This is a genomic window from Lentilitoribacter sp. Alg239-R112, from assembly GCF_900537175.1.
In the GTDB taxonomy this organism is placed as follows: Bacteria; Pseudomonadota; Alphaproteobacteria; order Rhizobiales; family Rhizobiaceae; genus Lentilitoribacter.
Genome location: NZ_LS999835.1, coordinates 425214 through 451313, shown reverse-complemented (window position 1 = coordinate 451313; position 26100 = coordinate 425214). Strand labels below are relative to the sequence as shown.

The 26100-nt window shown below is 43.4% G+C and carries 25 protein-coding genes; 16 read left to right on the top strand and 9 right to left on the bottom strand.

Annotated elements, in window-relative coordinates:
- Window positions 1-29: 29 nt before the first annotated feature.
- From G3W54_RS19045 to G3W54_RS19035, 3 genes are all read right to left on the bottom strand, one after another.
- Entirely contained in the window at window positions 30-1130 is a 1101-nt protein-coding gene (locus G3W54_RS19045) for an ABC transporter substrate-binding protein (protein WP_244628007.1), read from the bottom strand.
- 286 nt (window positions 1131-1416) lie between these two features.
- A complete protein-coding gene (locus G3W54_RS19040; protein WP_162654861.1) occupies window positions 1417-2211 on the bottom strand; it encodes a hypothetical protein in 795 nt (264 codons plus the stop codon).
- A 55-nt stretch (window positions 2212-2266) separates the two neighbouring features.
- Entirely contained in the window at window positions 2267-3355 is a 1089-nt protein-coding gene (locus tag G3W54_RS19035; protein ID WP_162654860.1) for a GNAT family N-acetyltransferase, read from the bottom strand.
- Between the two features lie 399 nt (window positions 3356-3754).
- Between G3W54_RS19035 and G3W54_RS19030 the strand changes: the two genes are divergently transcribed.
- From G3W54_RS19030 to G3W54_RS19010, 5 genes are all read left to right on the top strand, one after another.
- Window positions 3755-4507: a sugar phosphate isomerase/epimerase gene (locus G3W54_RS19030; protein WP_162654859.1), complete on the top strand. Its 753-nt coding sequence runs from the start codon at window positions 3755-3757 to the stop codon at window positions 4505-4507.
- Window positions 4508-4540: 33 nt separating this feature from the next.
- On the top strand, window positions 4541-5674 hold the full coding sequence (locus G3W54_RS19025; RefSeq protein WP_162654858.1) for a Gfo/Idh/MocA family oxidoreductase: 1134 nt from the start codon (window positions 4541-4543) through the stop codon (window positions 5672-5674).
- A gap of 23 nt (window positions 5675-5697) precedes the next feature.
- A complete protein-coding gene (locus G3W54_RS19020) occupies window positions 5698-6756 on the top strand; it encodes a sugar phosphate isomerase/epimerase (RefSeq protein ID WP_162654857.1) in 1059 nt (352 codons plus the stop codon).
- A 10-nt stretch (window positions 6757-6766) separates the two neighbouring features.
- Complete coding sequence (locus G3W54_RS19015; RefSeq protein ID WP_244627997.1) at window positions 6767-7918, top strand: Gfo/Idh/MocA family oxidoreductase; 1152 nt, start codon at window positions 6767-6769, stop codon at window positions 7916-7918.
- A 169-nt stretch (window positions 7919-8087) separates the two neighbouring features.
- Window positions 8088-9284, top strand: coding sequence for an aminotransferase class I/II-fold pyridoxal phosphate-dependent enzyme (locus G3W54_RS19010; RefSeq protein ID WP_162654856.1), 1197 nt, complete (start codon window positions 8088-8090; stop codon window positions 9282-9284).
- Window positions 9285-9480: 196 nt separating this feature from the next.
- On the opposite strand, the gene G3W54_RS19005 is transcribed toward G3W54_RS19010, so the two are convergent.
- A complete protein-coding gene (locus G3W54_RS19005) occupies window positions 9481-10140 on the bottom strand; it encodes a metal-binding protein ZinT (RefSeq protein ID WP_162654855.1) in 660 nt (219 codons plus the stop codon).
- Window positions 10141-10323: 183 nt separating this feature from the next.
- On the opposite strand from G3W54_RS19005, the gene G3W54_RS19000 reads away from it, so the two are divergent.
- The 9 genes from G3W54_RS19000 to G3W54_RS18960 all read left to right on the top strand — a co-directional run bounded on the left by G3W54_RS19000 (window position 10324) and on the right by G3W54_RS18960 (window position 20176).
- Entirely contained in the window at window positions 10324-10755 is a 432-nt protein-coding gene (locus G3W54_RS19000; RefSeq protein WP_162654854.1) for a hypothetical protein, read from the top strand.
- A 107-nt stretch (window positions 10756-10862) separates the two neighbouring features.
- On the top strand, window positions 10863-11267 hold the full coding sequence (locus G3W54_RS18995; RefSeq protein ID WP_162654853.1) for a hypothetical protein: 405 nt from the start codon (window positions 10863-10865) through the stop codon (window positions 11265-11267).
- 304 nt (window positions 11268-11571) lie between these two features.
- On the top strand, window positions 11572-13725 hold the full coding sequence (locus tag G3W54_RS18990; protein WP_244627996.1) for a NosR/NirI family protein: 2154 nt from the start codon (window positions 11572-11574) through the stop codon (window positions 13723-13725).
- Between the two features lie 29 nt (window positions 13726-13754).
- Window positions 13755-15674: a TAT-dependent nitrous-oxide reductase gene (gene nosZ, locus G3W54_RS18985; RefSeq protein ID WP_162654852.1), complete on the top strand. Its 1920-nt coding sequence runs from the start codon at window positions 13755-13757 to the stop codon at window positions 15672-15674.
- A gap of 15 nt (window positions 15675-15689) precedes the next feature.
- Window positions 15690-16952 carry a nitrous oxide reductase family maturation protein NosD gene (locus G3W54_RS18980; protein ID WP_197742906.1) on the top strand — a complete coding sequence of 421 codons (1263 nt, stop codon included), beginning with the start codon at window positions 15690-15692 and terminating at the stop codon, window positions 16950-16952.
- Window positions 16952-17860 (top strand): ABC transporter ATP-binding protein, encoded by a 909-nt coding sequence (locus G3W54_RS18975; protein ID WP_162654851.1) that lies wholly within the window; start codon window positions 16952-16954, stop codon window positions 17858-17860. Before G3W54_RS18980 ends, G3W54_RS18975 begins: the two co-directional genes overlap by 1 nt.
- Complete coding sequence (locus tag G3W54_RS18970; protein ID WP_162654850.1) at window positions 17860-18690, top strand: ABC transporter permease subunit; 831 nt, start codon at window positions 17860-17862, stop codon at window positions 18688-18690. The genes G3W54_RS18975 and G3W54_RS18970 overlap by 1 nt, the downstream gene beginning before the upstream one ends.
- The gene (locus G3W54_RS18965) at window positions 18687-19229 is read left to right on the top strand and encodes a nitrous oxide reductase accessory protein NosL (protein WP_162654849.1); all 543 of its coding nucleotides are present in this window, start codon (window positions 18687-18689) and stop codon (window positions 19227-19229) included. The genes G3W54_RS18970 and G3W54_RS18965 overlap by 4 nt, the downstream gene beginning before the upstream one ends.
- Window positions 19226-20176 (top strand): FAD:protein FMN transferase, encoded by a 951-nt coding sequence (locus tag G3W54_RS18960; protein WP_162654848.1) that lies wholly within the window; start codon window positions 19226-19228, stop codon window positions 20174-20176. Before G3W54_RS18965 ends, G3W54_RS18960 begins: the two co-directional genes overlap by 4 nt.
- Before the next feature lie 134 nt (window positions 20177-20310).
- Here G3W54_RS18960 and G3W54_RS18955 read toward each other — a convergent pair whose 3' ends face one another.
- Window positions 20311-21489 carry an NnrS family protein gene (locus G3W54_RS18955; RefSeq protein WP_162654847.1) on the bottom strand — a complete coding sequence of 393 codons (1179 nt, stop codon included), beginning with the start codon at window positions 21487-21489 and terminating at the stop codon, window positions 20311-20313.
- Between the two features lie 171 nt (window positions 21490-21660).
- On the opposite strand from G3W54_RS18955, the gene G3W54_RS18950 reads away from it, so the two are divergent.
- Window positions 21661-22362 (top strand): Crp/Fnr family transcriptional regulator, encoded by a 702-nt coding sequence (locus G3W54_RS18950; protein ID WP_343162572.1) that lies wholly within the window; start codon window positions 21661-21663, stop codon window positions 22360-22362.
- A gap of 11 nt (window positions 22363-22373) precedes the next feature.
- Here the strand turns inward: G3W54_RS18950 and G3W54_RS18945 are convergent, their stop codons facing one another.
- The 3 genes from G3W54_RS18945 to G3W54_RS18935 form a co-directional block, all read right to left on the bottom strand.
- Window positions 22374-22652, bottom strand: coding sequence for a hypothetical protein (locus tag G3W54_RS18945; protein WP_162654846.1), 279 nt, complete (start codon window positions 22650-22652; stop codon window positions 22374-22376).
- 180 nt (window positions 22653-22832) lie between these two features.
- Window positions 22833-23567, bottom strand: coding sequence for an SDR family oxidoreductase (locus G3W54_RS18940; RefSeq protein ID WP_162654845.1), 735 nt, complete (start codon window positions 23565-23567; stop codon window positions 22833-22835).
- Between the two features lie 164 nt (window positions 23568-23731).
- A complete protein-coding gene (locus G3W54_RS18935) occupies window positions 23732-23977 on the bottom strand; it encodes a hypothetical protein (protein WP_162654844.1) in 246 nt (81 codons plus the stop codon).
- Between the two features lie 73 nt (window positions 23978-24050).
- Here G3W54_RS18935 and G3W54_RS18930 point away from each other — a divergent pair, with 73 nt between their 5' ends.
- Entirely contained in the window at window positions 24051-24719 is a 669-nt protein-coding gene (locus G3W54_RS18930) for a YafY family protein (protein WP_162654843.1), read from the top strand.
- A gap of 97 nt (window positions 24720-24816) precedes the next feature.
- Here the strand turns inward: G3W54_RS18930 and G3W54_RS18925 are convergent, their stop codons facing one another.
- On the bottom strand, window positions 24817-26091 hold the full coding sequence (locus tag G3W54_RS18925) for an AMP-binding protein (RefSeq protein ID WP_162654842.1): 1275 nt from the start codon (window positions 26089-26091) through the stop codon (window positions 24817-24819).
- Window positions 26092-26100 lie beyond the last annotated feature (9 nt).

Here is a 26100-nt window from a genome sequence, read left to right as displayed (position 1 = left end):
GCGGATTATCTCCGCACATCGTAGTGATATTACATCTTACAATCGCTAACATAAGCATTGGAACGATCTTTCAGACCAACAGCAATAATCTTGTTGGTTAGAACATCACCCTCTTTAATCACTTCGCGTACATAAATGTCCTGAACCGGGTGATTATTAGTATCAAATTTAAAATCACCTCGGGTTGAAGCAAAATCTGCAGCCTTCAGTGCAGCGCGGAAACCATCAACATCAGAAATATTTGCTTTACCGGCAGCGGAGATTAATAGATTTGCAGTGTCATAACCTTGTGATGCGTAAAGAGATGGCAAACGACCATACTCAGCCTGAAAATCAGCAACAAACTTCTTGTTTGCCTCATTGTCGATATCTTTTGACCACTGAGAAGTATTTTTAACACCTAAAGCTGCATCTCCAACGGCTTTAAGAATACCTTGATCAAATGAGAATGCAGGTCCGACGATAGGAAGATCTATCCCCGATTGTGAGAGCTGTTTCATGAAACTAATCCCCATGCCGCCCGGCAAGAAGAAAAACACACTGTCAGCACCAGATGCACGAATTTGCGCTATTTCAGCAGCATAATCTGTTTGGCCAAGTTTTGTATAAAGCTCGCCAGCAAGTCCGCCCTCAAAGAAGCGCTTATACCCTGTTAACGCGTCTTTACCGGCTGGATAATTGGGCGCAAGAATAAATGTGTTCTTATAACCTTCGCTATTCGCATAACCTCCGGCAGCCTCATGCAAATTATCATTCTGCCAAGCTACATTGAAATAGTTTGGATGGCATCCTTTGCCAGCTAATGCTGACGGGCCAGCATTCGGTGACAAATAAAACTTACCCTGATTAACAGCTGCTGGCACAACAGCCATTGCAAGGTTTGACCAGATAATCCCCGTTAGAACATCTACTTTTTCCGACTGAATCATTTTATCCGCGAGCTGCACGGCAATATCAGGTTTTCGCTGGTCATCTTCTATAACAACATCAATATGATCATTGCCCTTTACAGCAAGCATAAACCCATCTCGAACATCAATACCAAGACCAGAACCGCCGCCAGACAAAGTTGTGATCATACCGACTTTAAGTTTATGGCCATCAGCCAACACCGGCGCAACCATAAGCATAGTTGCAGCCGCGAGGCCACCAAACAATTTCAACATTCAATTTCTCCCATTATTATCTGAATTATTGCACACAGGATAAAACGCTAACGACCTGACAAGCAATCACAATCTTTGAATATTTTTGCGATCAATTTTCCTAGTCTATAAGTGGCATATTATTTGTTGGTAACTTAACTGACTTTAAACCGGCTCCAGCCCGACTGTGAACTTGTTCACCCATTGCAACTTGCACATTCCATGTATGCAAAAGATGATGCGAACATGACAAACTACCTTCAAACTCCAATCAGATAGAAAAAACATTGAGTGGAGACAAATGTGCTTGTTCACCATTATTTTTCTGATGTGTCGGCGCTTCCATAAAACACTCTTCGTCGAACCACTTCCAATCATTGTGCCAAGTCCAGCAATCATGCTTCCGGTAAACGTCAGCTACAGCTTCAGCATAAATCTTGTCGGTAGGACGTTTGATATATTGAACTTCAGAAGCACTAAAATAAGTCATCGCAAGTGGCAAAGATCTATTGGTTACGTAATTACTCATCCAGAGTTTGAAACCTTTTTTGGCACGCAAGTCGTCAATTACACGAAAAACCTGAATGTGCTCCTCATGCCCATACTCCCCCCAAGGATTATGCGTAAACACATTCATCTCTTCGCTCAATACGGCATCAAGTGCCACATATAACTTATCATAATTACCTCGGTAATTCGCCCAAACGCTTTGATCAGGTGTTTGCTCAGGTGAAGGAAGAACGCTTTTAACCTGACGTTTTACTTCGCGTATAATTGCTTCTGAACCAAAAGCTATACCGTATCGCGATAGCTTTGGGTTGTGCCAGTCTGCCAAACCATATGTCCCAGCTTCAGCAATTTTTAAACTAGTCACATCAGCGTGGGGCAGTTCCGCTACAGCCTTTGCTCTGTTTGCCCCAAGTTCCGGGTGCGCCCAAAAGTCTTCGTAAACAATGAGAACCTTATTCACATCCTTCATGATCGATGAAAACCAAAGTATTTCATCATCCGGATGAGCCGCAATAATCACCGAGTTTTCCAAGAACCCTTGGTTTAGATTTTGCATACTAATCATCCAAATTACTGGCAAAACATTTATCAACGAATAAAACGGTCTTCATCTACTCACCGTTTTTGAATTCATAAGCATACTTAGCAAGACGACCAATCAAACTACCTGCATGCAGAATCTGGTACATTTGCGTCGACTTCGCAGCAAATTTTTCCTTAAACGGCTCATCCCCAATTGTGAAGTCAAACGTATCTCCACCAGCATTTACCCAATCACGCATAATCTCATCATACATGATAAATCCAGGCGAGAATTTTCCAAATCTTTCATAGTCACAACCGATGAGAAGATAATGATAGCAATTTCTATAAGCGACACCAAAAACAACACCTATTGTACTTTCATTTACGTCTAGAGAGTACGTTTTGCTGTATCCTGTTCTAATACCGCGCTTTGCAACCGATTTATAAAAATTCTCGACATAATCGTTTTGAATTTCATCGCCCTCAAAACGACCTTTCCGTTGCGCAATTAAAAAGCTCAAGGCATCATCAATGTCGGCTTCGTTGTTTAGGAGTGTAAATTTAACATCTCCATATCGTTCAATTTTACGTTTTTTTCGATCAATGTAATTTGCATGACTTTTCCCAAAAGCCTCAAAACGCCAATCGTCATAGGGTGCGCTCACACATGTTGCATGAGCAGAAAAGTTTAGCTTCTCAAACTCAAAATCGAAGAAGCAGCGCCAAGCCATACGTTTTTCTTTGCGTATCGGCTTGATACGCAAAACATCATAATGACCGATAGCATCAGCTATCAATTGAAAAAACTGGTCAGATTGGCGATGAGTTTCGAGGAACTGCGGGGCAACAATTGGAGATGAATAGTCACTCACACCAAGATCTGCCGCTTCGATTAGCCGAATAAAATTTAAATGACGCTCTATGAGAGGTAATACAAATAACAAAGAACTATCGACAACATCACGCCCCACGATGACAAGAGCTTCGGCCTCTCGTTCTGATGCCAGATTTGTATAAAATTCCGACAGCCAAATTGGATGCTGAAAAACCGACGCACTCGAATTGTTATAAAGAACTGCATATTCATCTGAACTGAAATCAAAGTTGCGCAGTGCAGAAACCTCAATCTGATTTGTCGCAGCAGCTTGCAACACGTCAATAGAAGGTACGACCATTTTAGATTACCACCAAACACTTGATTTTCATAACAATGTAATTCTTGTACAGAACTCGTTAAAAAACTCGAAAACTAAATGAATTTAGCGCGGTTCTATAAAGTAAACTATGACCGTGCCTAATTTTTAGTAAATATATTATTCTTGCAGATAAACCCACTGTGAGTTTGAGGCGGGTCGTTGCCAATTCCGAGGCTCAATCAACTCGACATTTATGTCAATTATCACATATAAAGAATCACGCGACTCTCAAATATATCAACCAACAAAGTGCTCACCACACGTTTATGTATTAGTTGCGGGTCTTATCATCCCTTGTAACGAGGGGAACAAAACATTCAAACTATACAACAGCCGTAAGATTAAACATTATAAAAAACACGCCTCATAGGGATACTCATGACAGGTTTTTCATATCAACTTTACTCTTCAAGAAATTTTCCACCATTGGAAGATACTCTCGAGATGCTTTCTAAACTCGGCTACAATAATGTTGAAGGCTTTGGAGCACTATTAGAGGATGTTAACCCACGCGAATTTCGTACATTGCTTGATAAAATCAATCTTACGATGACATCAAGCCACGTTGGATTGGACCTTATCGAAAGTGACCCACAGCGGGTAATTGACATCACGAAGGCCATCGGCATTGAGAAAGTCTATGGGCCTTACTTACTTGAAGAAGATCGCCCAAAAAACACTGAAGACTGGATCGATTTTGCAAAAAAATTGAAGGGCCTCAGTCAGCCGTTAATTGATGCCGGACTTGGGTTTGGTTGGCACAATCATGATTTTGAGTTTTTAAGGCTTGAAGACGGTCAAATACCAATTGAAGTCATGCTTAGTGAATTCACAAATCTAGAGATCGAGTTTGATGTTGCCTGGTGTGTGAAAGCCGGTCGTGATCCAATTGAATTCATCAAGAAACATAATGCTCGCATCACAGCTGCGCACATAAAAGATATAGCTGCTGCAGGCGAGTGCGCTGACGAGGATGGTTGGGCCGACGTTGGCTATGGTATTGTTGATTGGCCCACAATTTACGACGCACTTAAAGCATCCGGCACCAAATTATTTATCATGGAACATGATAATCCAAATGATCATAATCGTTTTGCTAGCCGTTCATTAGCCTCTGCAAAATCATTTTAATAAACAACACGAAATTTAACGAAAGTAAGATAGATGAAAACTCTAGGTGTTGGCATAATTGGCTGTGGTAATATCTCAGCTGCCTACATGCAATTGGTTCCGATGTTTAAAGGCATCCAAGTTCGAGCTTGCGCCGATATCAATCACAATGCGGCAGTAGCAAGAGCAGAAGAATTTGATATTCGTGCCGAGTCAATAGACGATTTGCTCATGGCAGGTGATATCGACATCATCGTAAACCTCACAATTCCAGCAGCCCATGTTGAAGTATCAAGCGCAATTCTGAATGCTGGCAAGCATGTTTACTCAGAGAAACCATTTGTGCTCTCAACAGAAGAGGGTAATGTTCTTAAAAAGCTTGCGAATGAAAAAGGTCTTCGTATCGGGTCTGCTCCAGATACATTTTTGGGAAGTACACACCAGCGTGCACGTGCATTAATCGATAGTGGAGCAGTGGGTAAAATAACCTCAGGTACTGCAGTTGTTCAAAGCCATGGTATGGAACATTGGCATCCAAATCCTGATTTCTTCTTCCAGCCTGGCGCAGGGCCAATGTTAGATTTGGGACCCTATTACATTTCCAATTTGATCCAACTTATTAGTCCGGTCAAACGTGTAACGGCAATGACATCATCACCTTCCAAAACACGAACAATTTCCTGCGGGCCTCGTGATGGTGAAAAAGTACCGGTTGAAACACCAACAACAATCCATGCTTTGCTTGAGTTTGATAATGGTGCAATCATCAACTTGATTACGAGCTGGGATGTTTGGGCGCAGAGCCACAGCAATATGGAACTATATGGTGAAAAAGGTACATTATTTGTACCTGACCCGAACTTCTTTGGAGGTGAATTAAGGCTAACCGAAGAAAGTGAAGAAGTGGTTTTACCCCATTGGGAGCACCCATTCGAAAAAGAAAATTACGTTGATAAGAATTCTGGAAATCATCAATCCAATTACCGTGGCGCCGGTTTAGCGGATATGGCACTTGCTATCCAGGAAGGTCGACCGCAACGTTGCTCACTTGAATTTGCGCATCACGTCGTGGATGTGATGGCGTCCATTTTAAAATCTGGCGAAACCGGGCAAACAATAGAATTATCGACAACGTGCGATCGACCGGCGGCACTGGATGCAAAGTCAGCACAAGCATTGCTTAAGTAGGCAACTATTCGAAAGAGATAAATATGACAAAAAACATGAAGGGCCCCGCGATATTTCTTGCCCAATTTGCTGGCGATACCGCACCATTTAATTCATTGCCTACAATCGCAAAATGGGCTGCTGGTCTTGGTTATGAAGGGATACAAATCCCTGCTTGGGATACGCGCTTTTTTGATCTTGAAAAAGCCGCAACATCAAGAATCTATTGTGATGAAGTTAAAGGTATTTGTTCCGATGCTGGTGTTGAAATCACAGAATTATCGACCCACTTGATCGGCCAGCTGGTTGCAGTAAATCCCGTATATGACGAACAATTTGACGGCTTCGTGCCCGAACATGTTCGAGGCAATCCGAAGGCTCGTCAGGAATGGGCCGTGCAGCAAATGCTGTTTGCTGCAAAGGCAAGTCAAAATTTAGGACTTGGAGGATCTGTTTCATTTACAGGTTCTCTTGCATTTCCTTATCTCTACCCATGGCCCCAGCGTCCACAAGGGCTTATTGAAGAAACATTTGCGGAGCTTGGACGCAGATGGACACCAATTTTAAATGCATATGAAGATGCAGGCTGCAATATAGGTTATGAAATCCATCCCGGTGAGGATGTTTTTGATGGCATAACATTTGAAATGTTTCTAGATGCCGTTGGCAACCATCCAAGATGCATGATTAATTATGATCCGTCGCATTTTGTATTACAGCAATTAGACTATCTCGAATTCATTGATATCTACCACGAACGCATCAGTGCTTTTCATGTCAAAGATGCAGAATTTAATCCAACTGGTCGTCAAGGTGTTTACTCCGGGTATCAAAACTGGACAGAGCGCGCGGGCCGCTTTCGCTCATTAGGAGATGGGCAAGTTGATTTTTCGGGTATTTTCTCACGTCTTGCAACATATGGATTTAATGGTTGGCCTGTTCTCGAGTGGGAATGTTGTTTGAAACATCCCGAAGTTGGCGCCGCAGAAGGTGCGCCATTTATCCGCAAACATACCATACCTCTAACAGATAAAGCATTTGATGATTTTGCAGATTCTGAAACTGATATGGCAGCCATACACCGCATGATTGGCACTAAGTAAGGAACAAAAAATGGCCGCATCTAACCCCAAAAAAACTATACGCCTTGGCATGGTTGGCGGTGGGCAAGGCGCATTTATAGGCGCTGTTCATCGTATAGCCTCGCGCATCGACAATCGTTTCAAACTCGTTGCCGGTGCCCTCTCATCCAATCCTGAACGCGCCTTGGCATCTGGCCGAGAATTGGGACTTGATGATGATCGTAGCTATACAGATTATAAGGAAATGGCCCGCCATGAAGCTGATCTTAAGGACGGTATTGAAGCTGTTGCAATTGTTACGCCTAATCATTTACACGCGCCTATAGCGAGCGCTTTCCTGAGCGCTGGCATTCATGTGATTTGCGACAAGCCACTTACAACCAATCTTGACGAAGCAATAGATCTCGAAAAGAAGGTCCATCAAAGCAAGAAACTATTCATTCTTACGCATAATTACACGGGCTATCCGGTCATTCGCCAAGCACGTGAAATGATTGCCAATGGCACGTTGGGAAACATTCGAATTGTTCGCGCTGAATATGCTCAGGACTGGCTTACTGAGGCTGCTGATGATGATAACAAACAAGCCACATGGCGTTCAGACCCTAAAATGGCAGGCAGTGGTGCAATAGGAGATATTGGAACACATGCCTTCAATCTAGCTAATTTTGTCTCCGGGCTTGAGACTGAGCAATTATCAGCGGAACTATCTCGTTTTGTACCCAACCGCCAACTGGATGATAATGCACACATTAATATTCGCTACAAAGGTGGTGCTAGAGGGACTATATGGGCCAGCCAAGTGGCACCCGGAAACGAGAACTCGCTTACGCTACGTATCTATGGAGAAAAAGGCGGATTAGAATGGTCACAAGAAGACCCTAATTATCTTTGGCATACGCCATTTGGCGAACCAAAGAGATTAATCACACGGTCTGGTAATGGCGCCAGCGACATTGCAAATCGTGTTAGTCGGGTACCCGGTGGACACCCTGAAGGATATCTTGAGGGTTTTGCAACAATTTACTCAGAAGCTGCAATTGCCATCGAGGCTTATAAAACCGGCGCGAGCCTGCCAGAAGGCCACCATATTAATACGATCGAAGATGGTGTTTACGGTATGAAATTCATCGACGCCTGCCAACGTTCATCTATCAACAATGCAAGTTGGGTATCCCTATAATTCTAACACCTATCATGGATCATGTTTTGGGAAATGATGCGAAGTAATTATTCATGATCAAATCTTCAAATTCGCTTCGACGAAGCTCAAAATTTGTTTTGACTTAACGTCTTGCTTTTCAACCCGAAAGCGTCTCATATCAGACCAGCGATAATAAGAAAGAAAAACAATGCCAAAGCTTCAATTCAAAAAACCGTTCACCCAGCAAGAAGCTATTTCTGAAGATGCTATTTCTGCGGCCGTTAAGGTCATGAAAACCGGACGCCTACATCGGTATAACATGGTCGAAGGTGAGGATAGTGAAGTTAATCTTCTTGAAGAAGAATATGCGACTTATCAGGATACCAAATATTGTCTGGCAACATCATCAGGCGGCGGTGCAATGCAAATTGCACTTAGGGCAATAGGCGTTAAACCCGGGGACAGGGTCGCAACCAACGCATTTACCCTAGCGCCGGTTCCAGGTGCAATTGCAGCTGTTGGCGCCTCACCTGTTTATATAGAAACCACCGAGAACCTGACCATTGATCTTGATGACTTAAAAGATAAACTCATGATAAGCGGTGCTCGATATTTGCTTCTATCGCACATGCGCGGCCATATTGCACCGATGGAACAACTGATAGAGATTCTGGACGACCTAGGGGTGAAGATGATCGAAGACTGCGCTCATACAATGGGTGCAGAATGGAATGGCATAAAAAGCGGAAATTTCGGCTCAATAAGTTGTTTCAGCGCGCAAACATACAAGCATATTAATAGTGGTGAAGGCGGGCTTTTAACAACCAACGATGACGAGTTGATGGCGCGGGCTATTATCTTGTCAGGTTCTTACATGCTTTATGAAAAACATAAAGCGCGACCTGATATGGAGGCATTCGAACGTGCACGCTTTGATATGCCAAATTGCTCGTCTCGAATGGATAATCTGCGAGCGGCAATATTGCGTCCACAGCTCTCACAATTAGAACTTAATATTGCGAGGTGGAATGCACGTTATCAAATACTAGAAAAAGCCCTTCGCGACGTATCAAGCCTAACATTACCCTTAAGACCCGAGGAGGAACTTTATGTTGGTTCTTCCATTCAGTTTTTAGTACCTGAATGGTCTGATGTTCAAATTAAACAATTTATAAAAAACTGTGCAGACCGTGGTGTAGAGCTAAAGTGGTTTGGAGATGCTAATCCAGTTGGCTTTACCAGCCGCTATGATAGCTGGCGCTACGCCTTGGCTCCAAAACTGGATCAAACCCTTGAGATCCTACATCGCCTAATTGATATGCGCGTTCCGTTAAGTTTCGAGGAAGATGATTGTTCACTTATTGCACAGATTATCAAAGAGGAATTTGAAAATATTACCTCATAAATAAATACTTGAGCAAACCAAAAGCCATTTTATTAAAGTTTGAGATGAAGTGAACTACACGACATTCTTGCAACATTAAAACGATTGTAGTTTACACGTTCAGATCATCTATGCGCCTTATACTCCATCCGGCACACCAATTGGTCTAACTACGAACCGCAGCCAGACCAATCAGTATTTAAGAGACGAGCTTTTACTAGTGCGCTGTCATTTCGGCTACAATTTCTTCACCACTTTTTGAAGAAGGATAGTAAGTTGGCCAATTAGTTAGCTCTTTCAAAAGCAAAGCTCGGTCATTCCCCCAGTAGAGATGGTAATGTCCTACAGCTGCCGGAGCGATACGGTGATCACTAAATTGGATGAATTCGGGAGCTGCCGCATCTCCCTCAACCTTCGCAAATATGAAACGCACACCTCGGTTTCCAGCGTCATAATTTAAAATTTCATAACCATCATCTTTATAAATACCCTTGTAAACCTTGCCTTTTTCATAAAATGCAACATCATTATCATTGATCACAATTCGATTAACATCTGTTCTGTATCCAACCTCATATTTAGCGCGATATTCCTCAGCCGTTTTATCCCCTTTTTCGGCCTTGTGCGCCATTACCGGGTCCAACGTACCATCTTGCAATAATGGATAGACAGATTGCCAATCACCTTTCCAGTCTGCCAACATTCGAGGCATAATCTGATTGTCATCAAAATATCCACGGTAGACATCATCAACTTTTTCAGCATGATTATGCTTTGTTGAGTGTTCAGTTTTTTTGGTTTCCTGTGCTTGCGCTGCAAAAAGCACCATCACACTTATTGCGACAGCACCAACGTATTTATTGAATAAAACTTTCATCTTATCATACCTTTTTAATTGTTAGAAAGGAGTGTAATAATATTACATGTTACGTAATAACATAACATATTTTTATATTCCACACTTTTATTAATTCGGTGGCAGCAAGCATATCTTTATCACTCGCATTCATTCTGCCAACAGTTATTACCGATCACCCATCTTTTCAACGGCATGCCGCCAATGACATCACGCACACCCGGCATAGTTGGCGCAGCTATCAACAGCTCCGCTTATTGCTGCATAATCGCTGATGGTTATCATGTGGATGATAGGATGACAGCTCTCGCCTTTCGCGCCCGTCCCATCCCCCACCGGTTGGTTCTGGTATCAGATGCTATGTCGACAATTGCTGGTCCCGATCATTTTACGCTCTATGGTGAAAAGATTATAGTTGATGATGGCAAGCTAGTGAATTCACAAGGGTCTCTAGCAGGTGCACATATTGATCTCAAAAGCTCTGTTATTCGCCTTGTAGAGCACGTTGGATTAACACCCATCGATGCATTGATGGCCGCAACAACTACCCCGCGTGAGTTCTTAAGAATTCCGAAACAGAGTATGTTGGGAAGTTCGGTTGATGATGTTTTTTTCGCACCAGCATGGCAAACCTAATCCAATGTGAAGTAATTCTGGCGGCAACCCAATTCCTACAAAATTATTTTTGTTTGCGCTGCGACAAACTCAATCACCATCTGGGTATGATATCGGTATGAAGATGTATGATACACCTACCCGGCGGGATACAATTGAAGATAGGTAGAAACATTTGTAAAGCACTTAAAATCCTTTGCGCGATTGCAATGGTATGGACCAGCTTTGCACACAGGCCTGTTATCGCCTCTGAGACTGAACAAACTGCAGATCTGTCTGCCTATACGCTGCCAGATGGAACCGTTCCTGTTATTTGCATTAGCGGAGAAAACGGTGAAAAAAATGCCTACGCAAAAGGCTGTCCATATTGCACTCTTGTCAAAGCAGCAGCTCTGCACATTTCACCAGAATTGTTTACACGTGTTGCCAGCAACCTCAAGGCAACTGCCCCTTCAGATAATACTATAAACTTATCAAAGTCTATTCGGTTTGAAGGGGCTCCGCAAACTGGCCCACCATCATTCTCAACATGATGAGTCGGTCTAGGTTGCTTTACAGAGCAATCCTTTCCGAAGGCCAAGAACTCATAAATCGATACTATATCGATCTTCCTCATTGATGCGGAGTCCATCAGAGGAAGATCGGTTGATGAGACATTGAAATTGCAAACAAACAGCTTTCAAGAAAGAAGTTTGTTGCAGCACAAAGAACGCATTTATGCGAACTGATAAGGCTTGTCTTCAGAAATGAAGATGGGTTCACATGTGCACGCTTAAAGAAAATCTATGCAGACTGAAAACAGCACTATTTTTAGTTCTAATGTTAGGATTGATAGGTTTGCAATCTGCTTTTGCTGCGCCAATTGTCACTAAATTTTTGGATGACATAGACGTGACCGAGCTCGTACCAGGCGCAAGCAGTCTGGGTGTGTTACAAAGCAACTTGCCAGTTATCCCCGCAATGAAGAACAATGAAGTTGTTGGATATGTCTTTCTAACTTCAGATTTTGTGACTACAACTGGATATTCAGGCAAGCCTATTCACGTTATTATGGGTGTTGATAACAATGCAAAGGTGACGGGTGTAAAGCTAGTCAAGCATTCAGAACCTATCGTCCTGATAGGCATTCCAAATAAAAAAATTCAGGCTGTAACCGAAAAATATGCAGGGCTGGACCTGATAAAAGAGGCAAGCGCAGGCGGTTTCGCGCATGATCTGGATATTGTTTCAGGTGCGACTGTCACCATAATGGTGATTGATGATTCAATTGTTCGCGCAGGATTGAAGGTTGCTCGTCAATTAGGACTTGGTGGATTGGAACCGGAATTAAAATCCAGCGGTCCTCAAAAGACGCTCACAACTACTGATAATGCAGCCATTTCGAATTGGCAGACGTTAGCGGGGGACGGATCTTCCCGAGCGCTTAAACTAGATATCAGTCAAATTAATCAAGCCTTTATTGATAGTGGAGATGCGCGTGCGATCAAACGTCCTGATAAAGGAGATCCAGAAGATACGTTCATCGATATGCATGTCGCACTGATAAGCGCACCTGAAATTGGGCGTACTCTCTTGGGTGATGATGAATATAACAATTTAGTTGAATGGCTTGATGATGGTCAGGATGCAATTCTTGTTTTGGGTCGCGGCGAATACTCTTTCAAAGGTTCAGGTTATGTACGCGGAGGCATCTTCGATCGCATACAACTTATTCAGGGTGATAAATCTGCTCGCTTTTTTGATAAACAACATCGTCGTTTGGGTCGTTTGGCACCTAGTGATGCACCATCATTTACGGAACTCGATATATTCAAAATTCCTGCTGATATGGAATTTGAACCGACAAAACCATTCCGTTTACAGCTACTTGTACAACGAGCCGTGGGCGCCATCGATAAGGCGTTCATTACGTTTGACCTTGGCTATCGAATTCCTGATAGACACACTGAGATTGTAAAAGGGACTGAGCCAACACATGAAGATTCAAATTCAAACCTTGGCTTTGCCTCTTCAAACCCAGATGAACTAAGTCATCTTTGGAAACGCATTTGGGAACAGAAACAGATCGAAGTTGCACTGCTTGTTGTAGCACTCACGGTGTTAACCGGTGTGTTCTTTTTTCAGATGCAAGTTACGCGTCATGAAAAATTCACCTATTGGTTCAGAATTGGATTCCTAACATTCACTTTATTAGTGCTTGGTTGGTACGCAAATGCGCAACTCTCAGTCGTTAATATTATGGCGTTTTTTGCAGCACTTACATCTCAATTCTCTTGGTCCGCTTTCTTGATGGACCCGTTGATTTTTATCCTTTGGTTCTCAGTTGCAGCATCCCTTCTATTTTGGGGCCGAGGCGTTTTCTGCGGCTGGCTATGTCCGTTTGGGGCTTTGCAGGAACTAACAAACAAAATCGCTCGGGCCTGCAAAATCCCGCAATATATTGTTCCGTGGGGCATTCACGAACGCCTGTGGCCAATCAAATATATGGTCTTTTTAGGTCTATTTGGCTTATCACTCTATTCATTAGAATTAGCTGAGCAATATGCTGAAATTGAGCCGTTTAAAACGGCCATCATTCTTAAATTTGATCGCTCTTGGCCATATGTTCTATTCGCTGTTGCGCTGCTTGGCGCCGGACTATTTATAGAGCGCTTTTATTGCCGGTACTTATGTCCACTTGGTGCGGCATTAGCAATTCCAGGCCGTCTACGAATGTTTGATTGGCTCAAGCGCTATAAAGAATGTGGCGACCCGTGCACTCGGTGCGCGAAAGAATGCATGGTTCAAGCTATCCATCCAGAGGGTCATATCAACCCGAATGAATGCCATCAGTGTCTGCATTGTCAGGTGCTGTACCAAAGCAAAACCAAATGCCCGGTTTGCATCATCTCTGAGGAGAAGCGTGCAAAATTTAGAAGCAAAAACAAACTAGCAAATTTACCACCGGACAGCGCGGCTGCAAAGGCCAGTCGCGCTTCTCCAAATCCATAAATGTTCACATTCGGAAAGGGGAACATATTATGTCAGCCGAAGAAACTAAAGAAAAAGGCTTTTCACGCAGAACATTGCTTGGAGCTGGTGCCGCAGGGGCAGTGATAGCAGGAACGGGAGTGGGAACAGATATGCTCCCGAACGTCGGTGTCACGAAAGCCAATGCCGCAACACCAAAGGCAAATCTATCACCTGGTGAACTTGATCCATATTATGGGTTCTGGTCATCTGGTCAATCAGGTGAAGTTAGAGTTTTGGGGTTTCCATCAATGCGCGAGCTTATGCGAATTCCTGTTTTTAATCGTTGTTCTGCAACAGGTTGGGGACAAACTAACGAGAGCTTAAAAATTCTAACTGAAAACCTCACAGATGAAACAAAAGAGTTCCTGGCTGCAAAAGGCATGAAAACTTATGATAATGGTGATCTTCACCATCCGCATATGTCATTCACTGAAGGCACATATGACGGGCGTTATCTTTTTGCTAATGACAAAGCCAACACGCGTGTTGCACGCATCCGCTGCGATGTGATGAAATGCGATAAAATTATCGAAATTCCAAACGCGCACGATATTCATGGTATGCGCCCTCAAAAGTATCCGCGTACGGGGTATGTGTTTGCAAATGGTGAGCATGAAGCTCCGCTTATCAATGATGGTAAAATTCTCGATGATCCATCCACATATGTGAATATTTTTACCGCTATTGATGGTGATGAAATGAAGGTCGCCTGGCAAGTCAAAGTGTCCGGGAACTTAGATAACACTGATTGCGACTATCAGGGGAAATATGCTTTCTCTACAAGTTACAATTCAGAGATGGGTATGAACCTTGCAGAGATGACTGAGAGTGAGCTTGATCATGTGGTTGTCTTTAATCTCAAAGAGATCGAAAAAGGGGTCGCTTCTGGTGATGTAGAAATGCTCAACGGCATTCCTGTTATCGACGGTCGTAAGGGATCCAACAAGAAATATACACGCTATATTCCTATTCCAAACAGTCCACATGGGGTAAATGCAGCCCCGGATAAAAAACACATCATGATCGCAGGAAAATTATCTCCGACTGTATCAATTATCGACGTGACTAAACTAGATGCTTTGTTTGCAAGCGATGCAGATCCACGTTCTGCAATTGTAGGCGAACCAGAGCTCGGCTTAGGGCCGCTACATACAGCATTTGATGGCAAAGGAAATGCATTTACAACTTTGTTCCTCGATAGCCAAGTTGTGAAGTGGAATATTGATAAGGCCGTTAAGGCTTATGCCGGTGAAGATGTTGATCCGATTATTTCAAAGGTCGATGTTCATTACCAACCTGGTCATAACTCTACATCTATGGGTGAAACCGCCGATGCAGACGGCGAGTGGCTTATTTCAATGAACAAGTTCTCAAAAGATCGCTTCATCAACGTTGGTCCACTGAAACCAGAGAACGAACAGCTCATTGATATCTCAAGTGATGATATGAAAGTTGTTCATGATGGCCCAACCTTCGCTGAACCACATGACAGTATTATTGTTCGCTCTGACATTGTGAAACCTGTTAATGTTTGGGACAGAGCAGATCCGGTTTTTGCTGATGCGGTTGCTCAGGCAGAAGCAGATGGCGTTGATATCGAATCTGACGATGTGGTGATCCGCGATGGCAACAAAGTCAGAGTGTATATGACCTCTGTTGCCCCAGTGTTTGGCCTTGAAAAATTCACCGTCAAACAAGGAGATGAAGTGACAGTCTATGTCACTAATCTTGATGATGTTGATGACGTTACGCACGGTTTCTGTATCTCCAACTACGGAGTCGCGATGGAAGTTGCTCCGCAAGCAACAGCATCTGTCACATTCACTGCAGATCGACCCGGTGTTCACTGGTTCTACTGCCAGTGGTTCTGTCATGCACTTCACATGGAAATGCGCGGCCGGATGTTTGTTGAGCCACGCTCAAGCTAAACCACGGAGAAGACAATGTTAGCTCGCATCATAATTAGTTTATTTTGGGTAACTTTGCTTTCTACATCTGTTATGGCTGCAGATGAGATTGTTAAACCCGGAAAAAATGCATTGGTGCGGGCCATCGAAATGGCGAACTCTGGTGACCGATTAATTCTTGAGGCCGGAGATTATGTGGGCGGTTTTACGCTTACCAAATCCATTGAAATTCATGGAAATGGCGATGTTAATATTATCGGTGCAGAAACGGGTTCTGTTATCCGTGTTGATGTTCCTGATGTTGTGATTTCAGGCTTGCACCTGACAGGCTCAGGCTCCAACCATAAAACCATAGATAGTGGTGTTCAACTGACGAAAAAAGCTGCAAATGCTATTATTCAGAATAACTATTTAGAAGGCAATTTGTACGGCATTGATGTTCATGGGGCACGAAATGCACTGGTGCGAAACAATACGATAATTGGGCGGCAAGGTCGACGCATGAACCGACGAGGTAATGGGGTTTATGTTTGGAACGCGCCAGGCGCACGGGTCGAGAATAACAAAATTAAGTATGGGCGCGACGGCATATTTGTCAATTCAAGCCGGGAGAACACATTTACCAATAACCGCTTCGAAGACCTGCGATTTGCTGTGCATTACATGTATGCAGACAAAAGTGAAGTTTCTGGAAATGTGTCAATTGGAAATCACCTTGGTTATGCCATTATGTTCACAACCCATGTCAAAATTGAAAACAACTTATCAATAGGTGATCGCGATCATGGCATCATGCTCAACTATGCCAACAAAGCAATTGTTAAAGGAAATGTTATCCAAAACGGCGGGAAGAAATGCCTGTTCATGTACAACGCCAATAAAAATATTTTACGAGACAATCACTTTGAAGGCTGTCCGATAGGGATACATTTTACTGCAGGTTCTGAACGCAATGAGATCGTTGGAAACTCATTTATCGGCAATCGCATTCAGGTCAAATATGTTGGCTCTCGCGATCATGATTGGCGGGGTAATTTTTGGAGCGATCATGCAGCATTTGATGTAAACGGCGATAATATCGCTGATCAAGCGTTTCGACCAAACGATACGATGGATCAAATATTATGGACACAACCAACCGCCAAATTACTACTGGGGAGCCCCGCAATTCAACTCATTAAATGGGCACAAAAAGAGTTTCCATCCTTGTTGCCAGGCGGTGTTATCGATGAGCAACCTCGTATGAAACCTACTTTTAATGCAAGCATGGCGGCAAAAAGAATTCAAGGTAGGATATAATGGTAACCCCGATACTTAGAACCAATTGTGTTTCAAAGCAGTTCAAGTCGTTACAAGCGCTGAATGAGGTTTCCATAGAGCTTAAGCCAGGTGAACGTGTCGCATTACTGGGGCACAATGGTGCTGGGAAAACAACACTATTTCGCATCGTATTGGGTTTTCTATCAGCAAATAGTGGCAATGTCGAAATTATGGGACACCTACCTGGAAGCAAGGACGCAAGAAGAGCAATCTCATATCTACCGGAAAGCATAGCATTCCCAAAAATGCTGACAGGCAGAGAAATCATTTCCTATTACGCCAAATTAAAAAAAGCCTCGTTCTCTGATGTGAACGGATCCCTTGAGAAAGTTGACCTGGTTGAAGCAGCTAATCGGCCATGTGGAACATATTCCAAAGGCATGCGTCAGAGATTGGGGTTAGCGCAGGCTCTGATTGGAGATCCCAAACTGCTTCTACTTGATGAACCAACATCAGGTCTTGATCCGATCTCTCGGCAGCGATTCTATCAAATCATCTCGGATGTATCAGTCAAAGGGACCGCTGTGCTTTTATCCTCACACGGTTTGAGCGAGTTGGAAGCCAAAACTGATCGAGTGGCAATTCTGCGTAAAGGCGCCTTGGTAGCCAATGGTTCGTTATCCCAATTGCAGGCAGCAGCAAACTTACCCATTCGGATTAGAATTAGTTCAAAACCAGACATGATCGAAAATGTGTACGAGCAGTTTGGGGGGCGAAGAATTAATGGTTCATCTGTGGAATTTTCATGTTCGCAATCTTCAAAAATGAAAAATTTGGCGGAGATATCGAGTTTGGGAAACGCCATCAATGATGTCGAAATATTTACTCCCACCCTGGATGAAATTTATCGACATTTTTCCGCATCTGAACAAAGCGAGGATATGTAATGCATTCTGTTATTACGATTGCCCAAAATGAAATACGCATTGGCATTCGCAATCGTTGGGTTGTTCTGGCATCTGTTATTTTATTGGTTTTTGCACTCGTTCTTGTTCTTCTGGGGAGTGCACCTACGGGAGCCACCAAAACTGACAGTTTGACAGTTGTAGTAGCGAGCCTATCCACGTTAACTGTATATCTTGTTCCTCTCATCGCCCTGTTATTGTCGTTTGACGCGATTGCCGGCGAGATAGATAAAGGCACGTTGCAGTTAACATTTGCAACTCCGGTTTCGCGCGCCGACGTTCTATTGGGAAAATTTTTGGGACACCTTTTTGTCCTGTCACTCGCCGTTATCATTGGTTATGGCGCAGCTGGAGGTGTTTCATTTTTTTTCAATCCTGAAACACCTTGGTCTAGTTTAGTTGATCTCACCCGCCTGATTGGAACAAGCATAATCTTGGGTGGAACATTCATCGCCATTGGTTATGTCGCAAGCACGAGCGTTCGCCAAACAGGCACCGCTGCTGCCGTGGCCATCTCAATCTGGCTATTTACTGTTGTCCTTTATGATCTGGCGTTGCTTGGGGGATTACTCATAAGTGTCGATGGATATTTCGCAAAGGTGCTCTTCCCATACTTTCTTCTTCTCAATCCAGCCGATGCATTTCGAGTTTTTAATATGTCGGCCATCGAAACATCGGGGTTTTCGACGGGGCTGGATTCAGGAGGGCAGCAAATGCCATTAGCGCCTAAATTTGCCATGTTAAGCCCATTAGTTTGGACAGGTGTTGCACTTGTTATCTCAACCGTAATTTTAAAGAGGGTTCAGCCATGAATGTAAAACATCTAACCCAATTTTCAGCGCTGCTAGCATCACTTGTTTTGACAGGGTGTAGTGGTCAAAGCACGAGCACGAATGTACCAGATGCTATCGCAATGACGGAAGAAGCAGTTGGCCATTACTGCAATATGAACATTCTTGAACATGAAGGCCCGAAAGCTCAAATTCATCTCAAAAACATAAAGTTTCCAATCTGGTTCTCACAGGTTCGCGATGCAGTGGCTTATACGCGACTACCCGAAGAAACTTTTGAAATTGCAGCAATCTATGTCCATGACATGTCTAAAGCTGCCAGCTGGGCAGCACCGGGGGACAACGCATGGATAGATATAAATCAGGCATATTTCGTAATAAATAGCAACGCAACGGGCGGCATGGGCGCGCCTGAAACAATCCCATTTGATTCAATGGAGGGTGCGCTGGCTTTTAAGTTTGAGAACGGCGGAACCATCGTAAAACTTGATGATATTCCTGATGAATATGTCCTAGGGCCCGTTGATATTAATCACCAGACGACAGGAAGCGTTCAATGAGTATAAATCGAAGGCGATTCATAACCATTGCTGCCGGTGCGACGTTTGCAACTTCAACATACTCGGCTCACGTTAAACCAGTAAACTGGAAAGGCATTGTTTTGGGGGCTGACTCGCAGCTTATTATCTCAGACATGGCAGAGCATGATGCGAAGCAAGTTATTAAACTCGTAGTCGATGAAGTAAATCGACTTGAAGATATCTTTAGTCTTTACAGGTCAAATAGTGCATTGATGCGACTAAACCGATTTGGTCTGCTGGAAAATCCCCCGCTTGAGCTAGTATCATTATTCTCAACCATCGACCTTATTCATGACGCCAGTGGTGGATATTTTGACCCAACTATACAGCCGCTTTGGCAGATTTATGCGGAACATAAAGGCCACCCACCACGCAATTTATTAGAACAGAAACTTAAGTTAGTGGGTTGGGATAATGTGGAACATTCCACTCAAGTGATCCAATTTGCTATGCCTGCAATGGCATTGACTTTAAATGGTATTGCTCAGGGTTTCGTAACAGATCGTATTGTGCAGGTTCTCAAATCAGAAGGTTTGCGAAATGCGGTTGTAAAGATGGGTGAAATCTCAGCCCTTGGCCAAAATGAGCGAGGTAAGCCTTGGAATGTGAGTTTATCGAATGCAGACCGGGATATTGCAGATAAAATAGTCCCGCTGTCGGACACATCAATTGCAACATCATCTGTAAATGGCACAACATTCGATGGGTATATTGGACATATCTTGGACCCCAAACATGGAATACCCGGCCAGAACCTTTGGCAAAGCATAAGTGTCATAAATAAATCAGCTTCGCTCGCAGATGGTATTTCAACTGCCGCATCTTTGATGAATGAAAGTCAAATTGAAGACATGCTTGTCCGATTTCAAAATACGCTCTTGTTGGCTAAGTTTAATAGCGGAGAAGAATTTAAGCACCAAAGTTGAATGGGTAAACGATAGATAAAGCTACTGGGCAAAGGTCGATTTTATCATTGCTTCAAATCAGACCGCCTTTCACTTTAACGAGTGGTGTTTAGGTACACCCTAAACCACAATTAGGATTGATGTTCCGAGAAAGGTTAGCCTTTTGGTCTTAACAGTGCTGGACCATAAGATAACGCGAAACCACCAAAAGCGAAAATCCAAGCCACACCAGAAATGGTGAACATAAGTTCATAATCGCCTATCGACAAAGCTTGAAAAAGTCTTGCACACACAGACACCACAAGGCCAGCAAATATTAAAACCGAAAATGGAGAGGCCTTAAGGTCTTGGCCAGTATGACCAAGTGATGCTCGCATCATAACCGAAAGGGTCATACCTCCTATTGCACCTACCCCAAGAATGTGAATGCCAGCAGCAAGTGGAACAGTTTCGGGGAAAAATATACCCAGACTTAATAGAAGAAATCCGATCGGGATAAACAAGTAACTTAGATGCAAAATCACAACCAAAGGCTCATACCATGTTCGGTGTCCCGCCCATCTGCACAACCGAATGAACTGCACAACACCTGCTAAAATAAGCAATATTCCTGTTGCCAGTACATTTGGAAACACAATCCAGCATAGTAGTGCGATTATGCTCATTACAATTGAATACATATCAAATTTTCCAAATGGTTTAGGTAGCTTTCCTGGGTTCTCTCGAACTAACCAATTTCTTGTGAAGCTTGGTATAATGCGCCCTCCAATGAGGAGTATAAGGGCTATGCTCGCGGCTATTCCAAAACGTCTACTGATGTCAGTACTGCCATGAAAAGCACTTTCAATATGAAAGAAGATATTTGCCAGTGCCAAGATTGAAAGCGGAAGAAGCACCTTTAAATTCTTCCAGTTCTTCCCCGTTATTACTTCGCGTGCGATAAGGAGCGCAACGAGTATCAGGAACGAACAGTCGATCAGTGCGGTAAAAAGCCAGCCTATCAGATCTGAAAATGAGATGGCAATACGCCCAAAAATCCAGATAGATACTAGAAAAGCCAGCGATATACCACGTATCGGCAGACGACCCGTCCAGTTTGGAACTGCCGTCAGAAGAAATCCCGTTATAATTGCCGGTAGGAAACCGAAAAGCCACTCATGAATGTGCCAATCAACAACAGTAAATGTGGTGTATAGTTCCAGTTCACCTTGAAAATAAGGCAACCATAAAACCATGCTGAAAGCCGTATATCCTGATGCAAGCAGAAAGAACGGTCTAAAACCAACACTTAACAGTGGGATAGTTAAAGTACTTCTATTTGTTTTTTCTGCCATTTATACCACCTGAGAACAGCAAGATATGATCTGCAAAAACGCTTTGCATTTCTAGAGCAAGATTATCACTTGCAGTTGGCAAGTATTGGTCTAGATATATAGTTAGTCAACACGATACTAATAACCTGAGTTTAAAGAGCTGGGCTTGCGTATGATCAAAGAAAATTACAAATGAATATGTCGCTCGACCAATCGCTGATCAAGGATTTACCTCCATTTCTTGACATGGATCACGAGGCCTTAGCCGAACTATTGGGTGTAGCTCGCTCGGAGCACTTTGCTAAAGGCGATGCAATTTTTTCTCAAGCCGATGAAGCCCATAAATTCTATGTGTTATTGGATGGCTATATACAAGTTGCAAAGCTTACGCCTGATGGTGAGCAAGTTGTTATGAGATATATCACCAGTGGCGAATTATTTGGCATTGCCAAAGCCGTTGGCCAAAAAAATTACCCCGCCAGTGCAATTGCTGCAGTTGATTGTGTTGTGCTTGTTATATCAGATGCAATTTGGGATGAGTTAACTGATAAGTACCCAACATTTGCATCGAACACCTACAAAACTGTCGGTGAGCGGCTTATCGAGACACAACAACATGTAGTCGAGTTAGCAACAGAAAAAGTCGAACAACGTATTGCAAATGCCGTTTTAAAGCTTGCAAATCAAACAGGACGAAAGACCGAAGAAGGCATATTAATTGACTTCCCTATTTCACGAAAAGATATTTCTGAGATGACAGGAACTACTCTTCATACTGTATCTCGACTTTTGAGTGCCTGGGAAGATAAGGGACTTATTAAATCTGGGCGGCAGAAAATCACCCTGGTGGAAGGACATAAACTTATGTTGGTTGCCAATGGTATTACAAATTAAATTAGCTTCAATCATGTGGAATGGCCCGCATATTCCCTGGCCACCTCCAAGATCAATTCTTTCGTCAGTTCGTCCTCATCCCATCCATGTTCAATTGCTGCATCGCTGACATTATGAAATCGAGCAAGTAAGCAGCCAGCACAATGCAGTTTATATTTGTTAATCGCAACAAGGAGTTCAGGAAAACGCTGGAGCAGCTCCTGCATTGAGAGATCGCGCGCAAAAGCTTGTTCAATAGCCCGAAAACGCTTGTTGTTTACTTTTATGGGTGAATCAACCGAGTTCATCATTTAAATAATCTAGAAGAATTTTCCAGCAATTTCTTTGATTTAAAACAAACAGCCATGCATAAAGTCTATACGTAAAATTGCTATGGAGCATTTGGTATTGGTTCGACGTGTTGATTTTCACTTCACCCGACACCAATAGAAACAATCTGATGGGAACCAGACAAAATCAATAGTGATTGCCTACAGGCTCTTACCGCCACATACATTTAGAACTTGGCCTGTGATCCACTTTGCATCCTGCGAAACGAAGAACGAAACAGCATTTGCAACATCCACGCAACTTCCTTCAAATCCAAGTGGCGTATTTTGAAGGCCTATCGCGCGCGATTTATCAAGTCCGACCTCATAAAACAGATCTGTCTCCACAGCAGCTGGTGCTACAGCATTAACTGTTATTCCTCTTGGACCAAGCTCATGTGCAAGACTTTTTGTAATCGAATTTCCAGCTGCTTTGGTAGCTCCGTAAACGGTAAAATCTGGTCCGCCAGCCGCCGCAATCGAGGTAATATTGATAATACGCCCGTGATCGTTCATGTGGGCGGTTGCTGACTGTGATAACATAATCATACCTTCTACGTTGATCGAAAGTTGACGCCTCATTGTGTCATGCGCGACTTTTTTTAGTGAAGATCTACACGCCCACCCGGCATTGTTTACAAGCACATCTATGCCCCCAAATTCAGACTTGACAGCCTCCACCAATGTTTTACAGCCCACTGATGTTGCAATATCGGCACCTATCGGCATAGCAGTTCCACCGTCCGATCTAATTTTTTGACACACTTCTTCCGCGCTCGCCTGTTGGGTATTAAAATTCACAACTACTGAAAGCCCATCCCGTGCTAACCGCATTGCAATAGCTGCACCGATCCCGCGCGAAGCACCTGTTACTATTGCTATTTTGGAAGTTTTCATTGCGTTATCTTTCTAATTGGAAACGAAAAGGTTTGCACCGCTTCGGATAATCATTCCGCCAAGTACAAAATTAAACATCATTAGGGGCCTGCTTGCCTCGCTTTTGCGGTCTGTCTACTGTTCAAACGCTAAGTCGAGTGGATCGGCTAGCAACAGCTTTATGCCTAGATAATTATAAATACACCCACTGCCATCGACAAAGCGACGTGGATCCAAGGACAGGCTGCCAGACGCGCAGCTAACCCGTCATGCACAGCCATAAAGATCAATAAAAAAGTAGCAATTGAACCACAGATATGCCGAATTGGCGGCACTACACCAAGACGCATTCTTGACGAAAATAACAACCTACAATTTACCCCCGACACGAGGACAATGTAACGGCCAAAAGGAAGAAAGTCAGTAACCATTTATGCATACACACCTTGTTTAGATGAAATGGATACACTACTACTCCTGACACCATTATGTCAGGAGAGAATATTGCGTCGAGCTGAACGTTTGTTTCGATTAATAGCTTTACTGCGATCACAATCAATTTCACGAGCTGACGATCTAGCTGAGCAGTTGGAAGTGAGTGTTCGCACAATTTATCGCGACATCGCTCATGTGCAGGCTTCGGGTGTTCCAATTGATGGGGAGCCAGGCGTCGGCTATATGCTGCGTCCCGGGTTTGACCTCCCACCAATGACTATGACGGTTGATCAGATTTCAGCTGTGGCAATCGGTTTAAAATTTGTAATCGAGGCCGCAGATGAAGAGCTTGCTTACTCCGCCAAAGAAGTACGCGACAAATTGAGCTCTACATTACCAGCAGAAGCCAGCGAGTTGCTTCAAGCTGCTCCCTTTTTTGTAGCACGCAATGCCACTCGACCACCGAGTTTTACTCCAATGATACGCAAAGCAATCCAGCAGCGGGAGTTGCTTAAGATACTGTACAAAACTCCAGATAAAACAAGGTGCGAACGAGAAATCGAACCACTCTCCCTAACTGTGTTTACAGAAGGGTGGATGATAGGGGCATGGTGTCGTTTACGACAAGATTTCAGGTACTTCCGATTAGACAGAATTATCCATATAGAATCAATGCCGGAGCGGTTTGTCGATGATCCACAGCGCAATCTAAAAGCTTTACGCAAGGTTAAACATTAAACAAGCTTACAATAGCAGAACAGACATACAACAATACTGCGCCAACTATGCGAGAACGCCAAATAACCTCAATCATACAAACTGCGTAGATAAAGACCTATCTGCGCATATCCACGATTACTCGGCCATCATCAACAAGCGTACCATGGTCAACCAAAGAGACTTTTGTTTTTAGATGGCATAACTCACGAAATAACTGTGCTATGTTTTCTAGCACCTCACCTTCCACCGCTTCCACTGGGGCATCTTCCATTTCGCAAAATAGCATAATGTCGTCTTTTTCATTATCACGATCGATGACAAGGCGGACGCGTTGCAATCCTTCAATTTGGGAGCAAAGAGCTGTCAGTTGGCTTGGTCGGACAAACATTCCACGAATCTTTGATGCTTGGTCTGCTCGCCCCAGCCAGCCCGCAAGAATAGCGCCAGTACGTCCATTAAGGTCAGCCTTGCAAAACTCGGGTGCAACAAACGAGGAAAGGTCACCCGTACCAAAACGTATAAGTGGGTAATCCTTGCGAAGCGTTGTAACAACAACTTCACCAACTTGGCCGTTGGGCACACTACATCCGGTATCCGGGTCAATGATCTCTATAATTACGTCTTCATCAGCTACCATCTGGCCAGAAATATCAACTTCATAGGCTATAAGACCTAATTCTGCAGTCGCATAACATTGTAAAACCTGAACTCCCGATTTGAAGAAAAAATCGCGCAAACCAGGTGTGAGTGCACCGCCGCTCACCATGGCTTTGGTGAAAGGTACTGGCCCGCGATCGGCAGCTTGACATGCTTCAATAAGTGTTTTCAAAAAATCCGGCGTGCCTACATAAGCATTTGCCTGATATTGAAAAATAGCCATAACTTGTTGTTCAATCGGCGCATTTCCTGCTGGAATGACAGAGCATCCAATCGCACGAGAACCAGAATCAAAAATCCAAGCACCCGGGGTTAAATGATAAGAAAACGTATTATGAACGATATCACCCTGTTTAAAACCTGCTGATCGCAACGCGCGTGCCGAGCGCCAAAAATCAGGATCCATGAACCCAGGTTCGTGAATTGGTCCAGGAGAAACAAACAGATAATCTGCGCGGCTGCTATCCCCCATTAATCCGCCGAATGGTGGAGCAGCTGGTTGAATGTCAATAAGATCCTGTTTGCGTAATACGGGTAATTTTTCCAGATCAGAAAATGAATTGATAACTGGTACTGTGCGAAAAGCCTTTTCATAGTATGGTTGGTTTCGCGCATTAATAATTACATCGCGTAATCTACTAAGTTGTTCGGCTTTTCTATCATTTTCAGATCGAAGCTCACGTGGGTCAATCCAAGTCCGGGGATTTGCTTTATTAACATTTGCTTTTGCCATATTTTTATC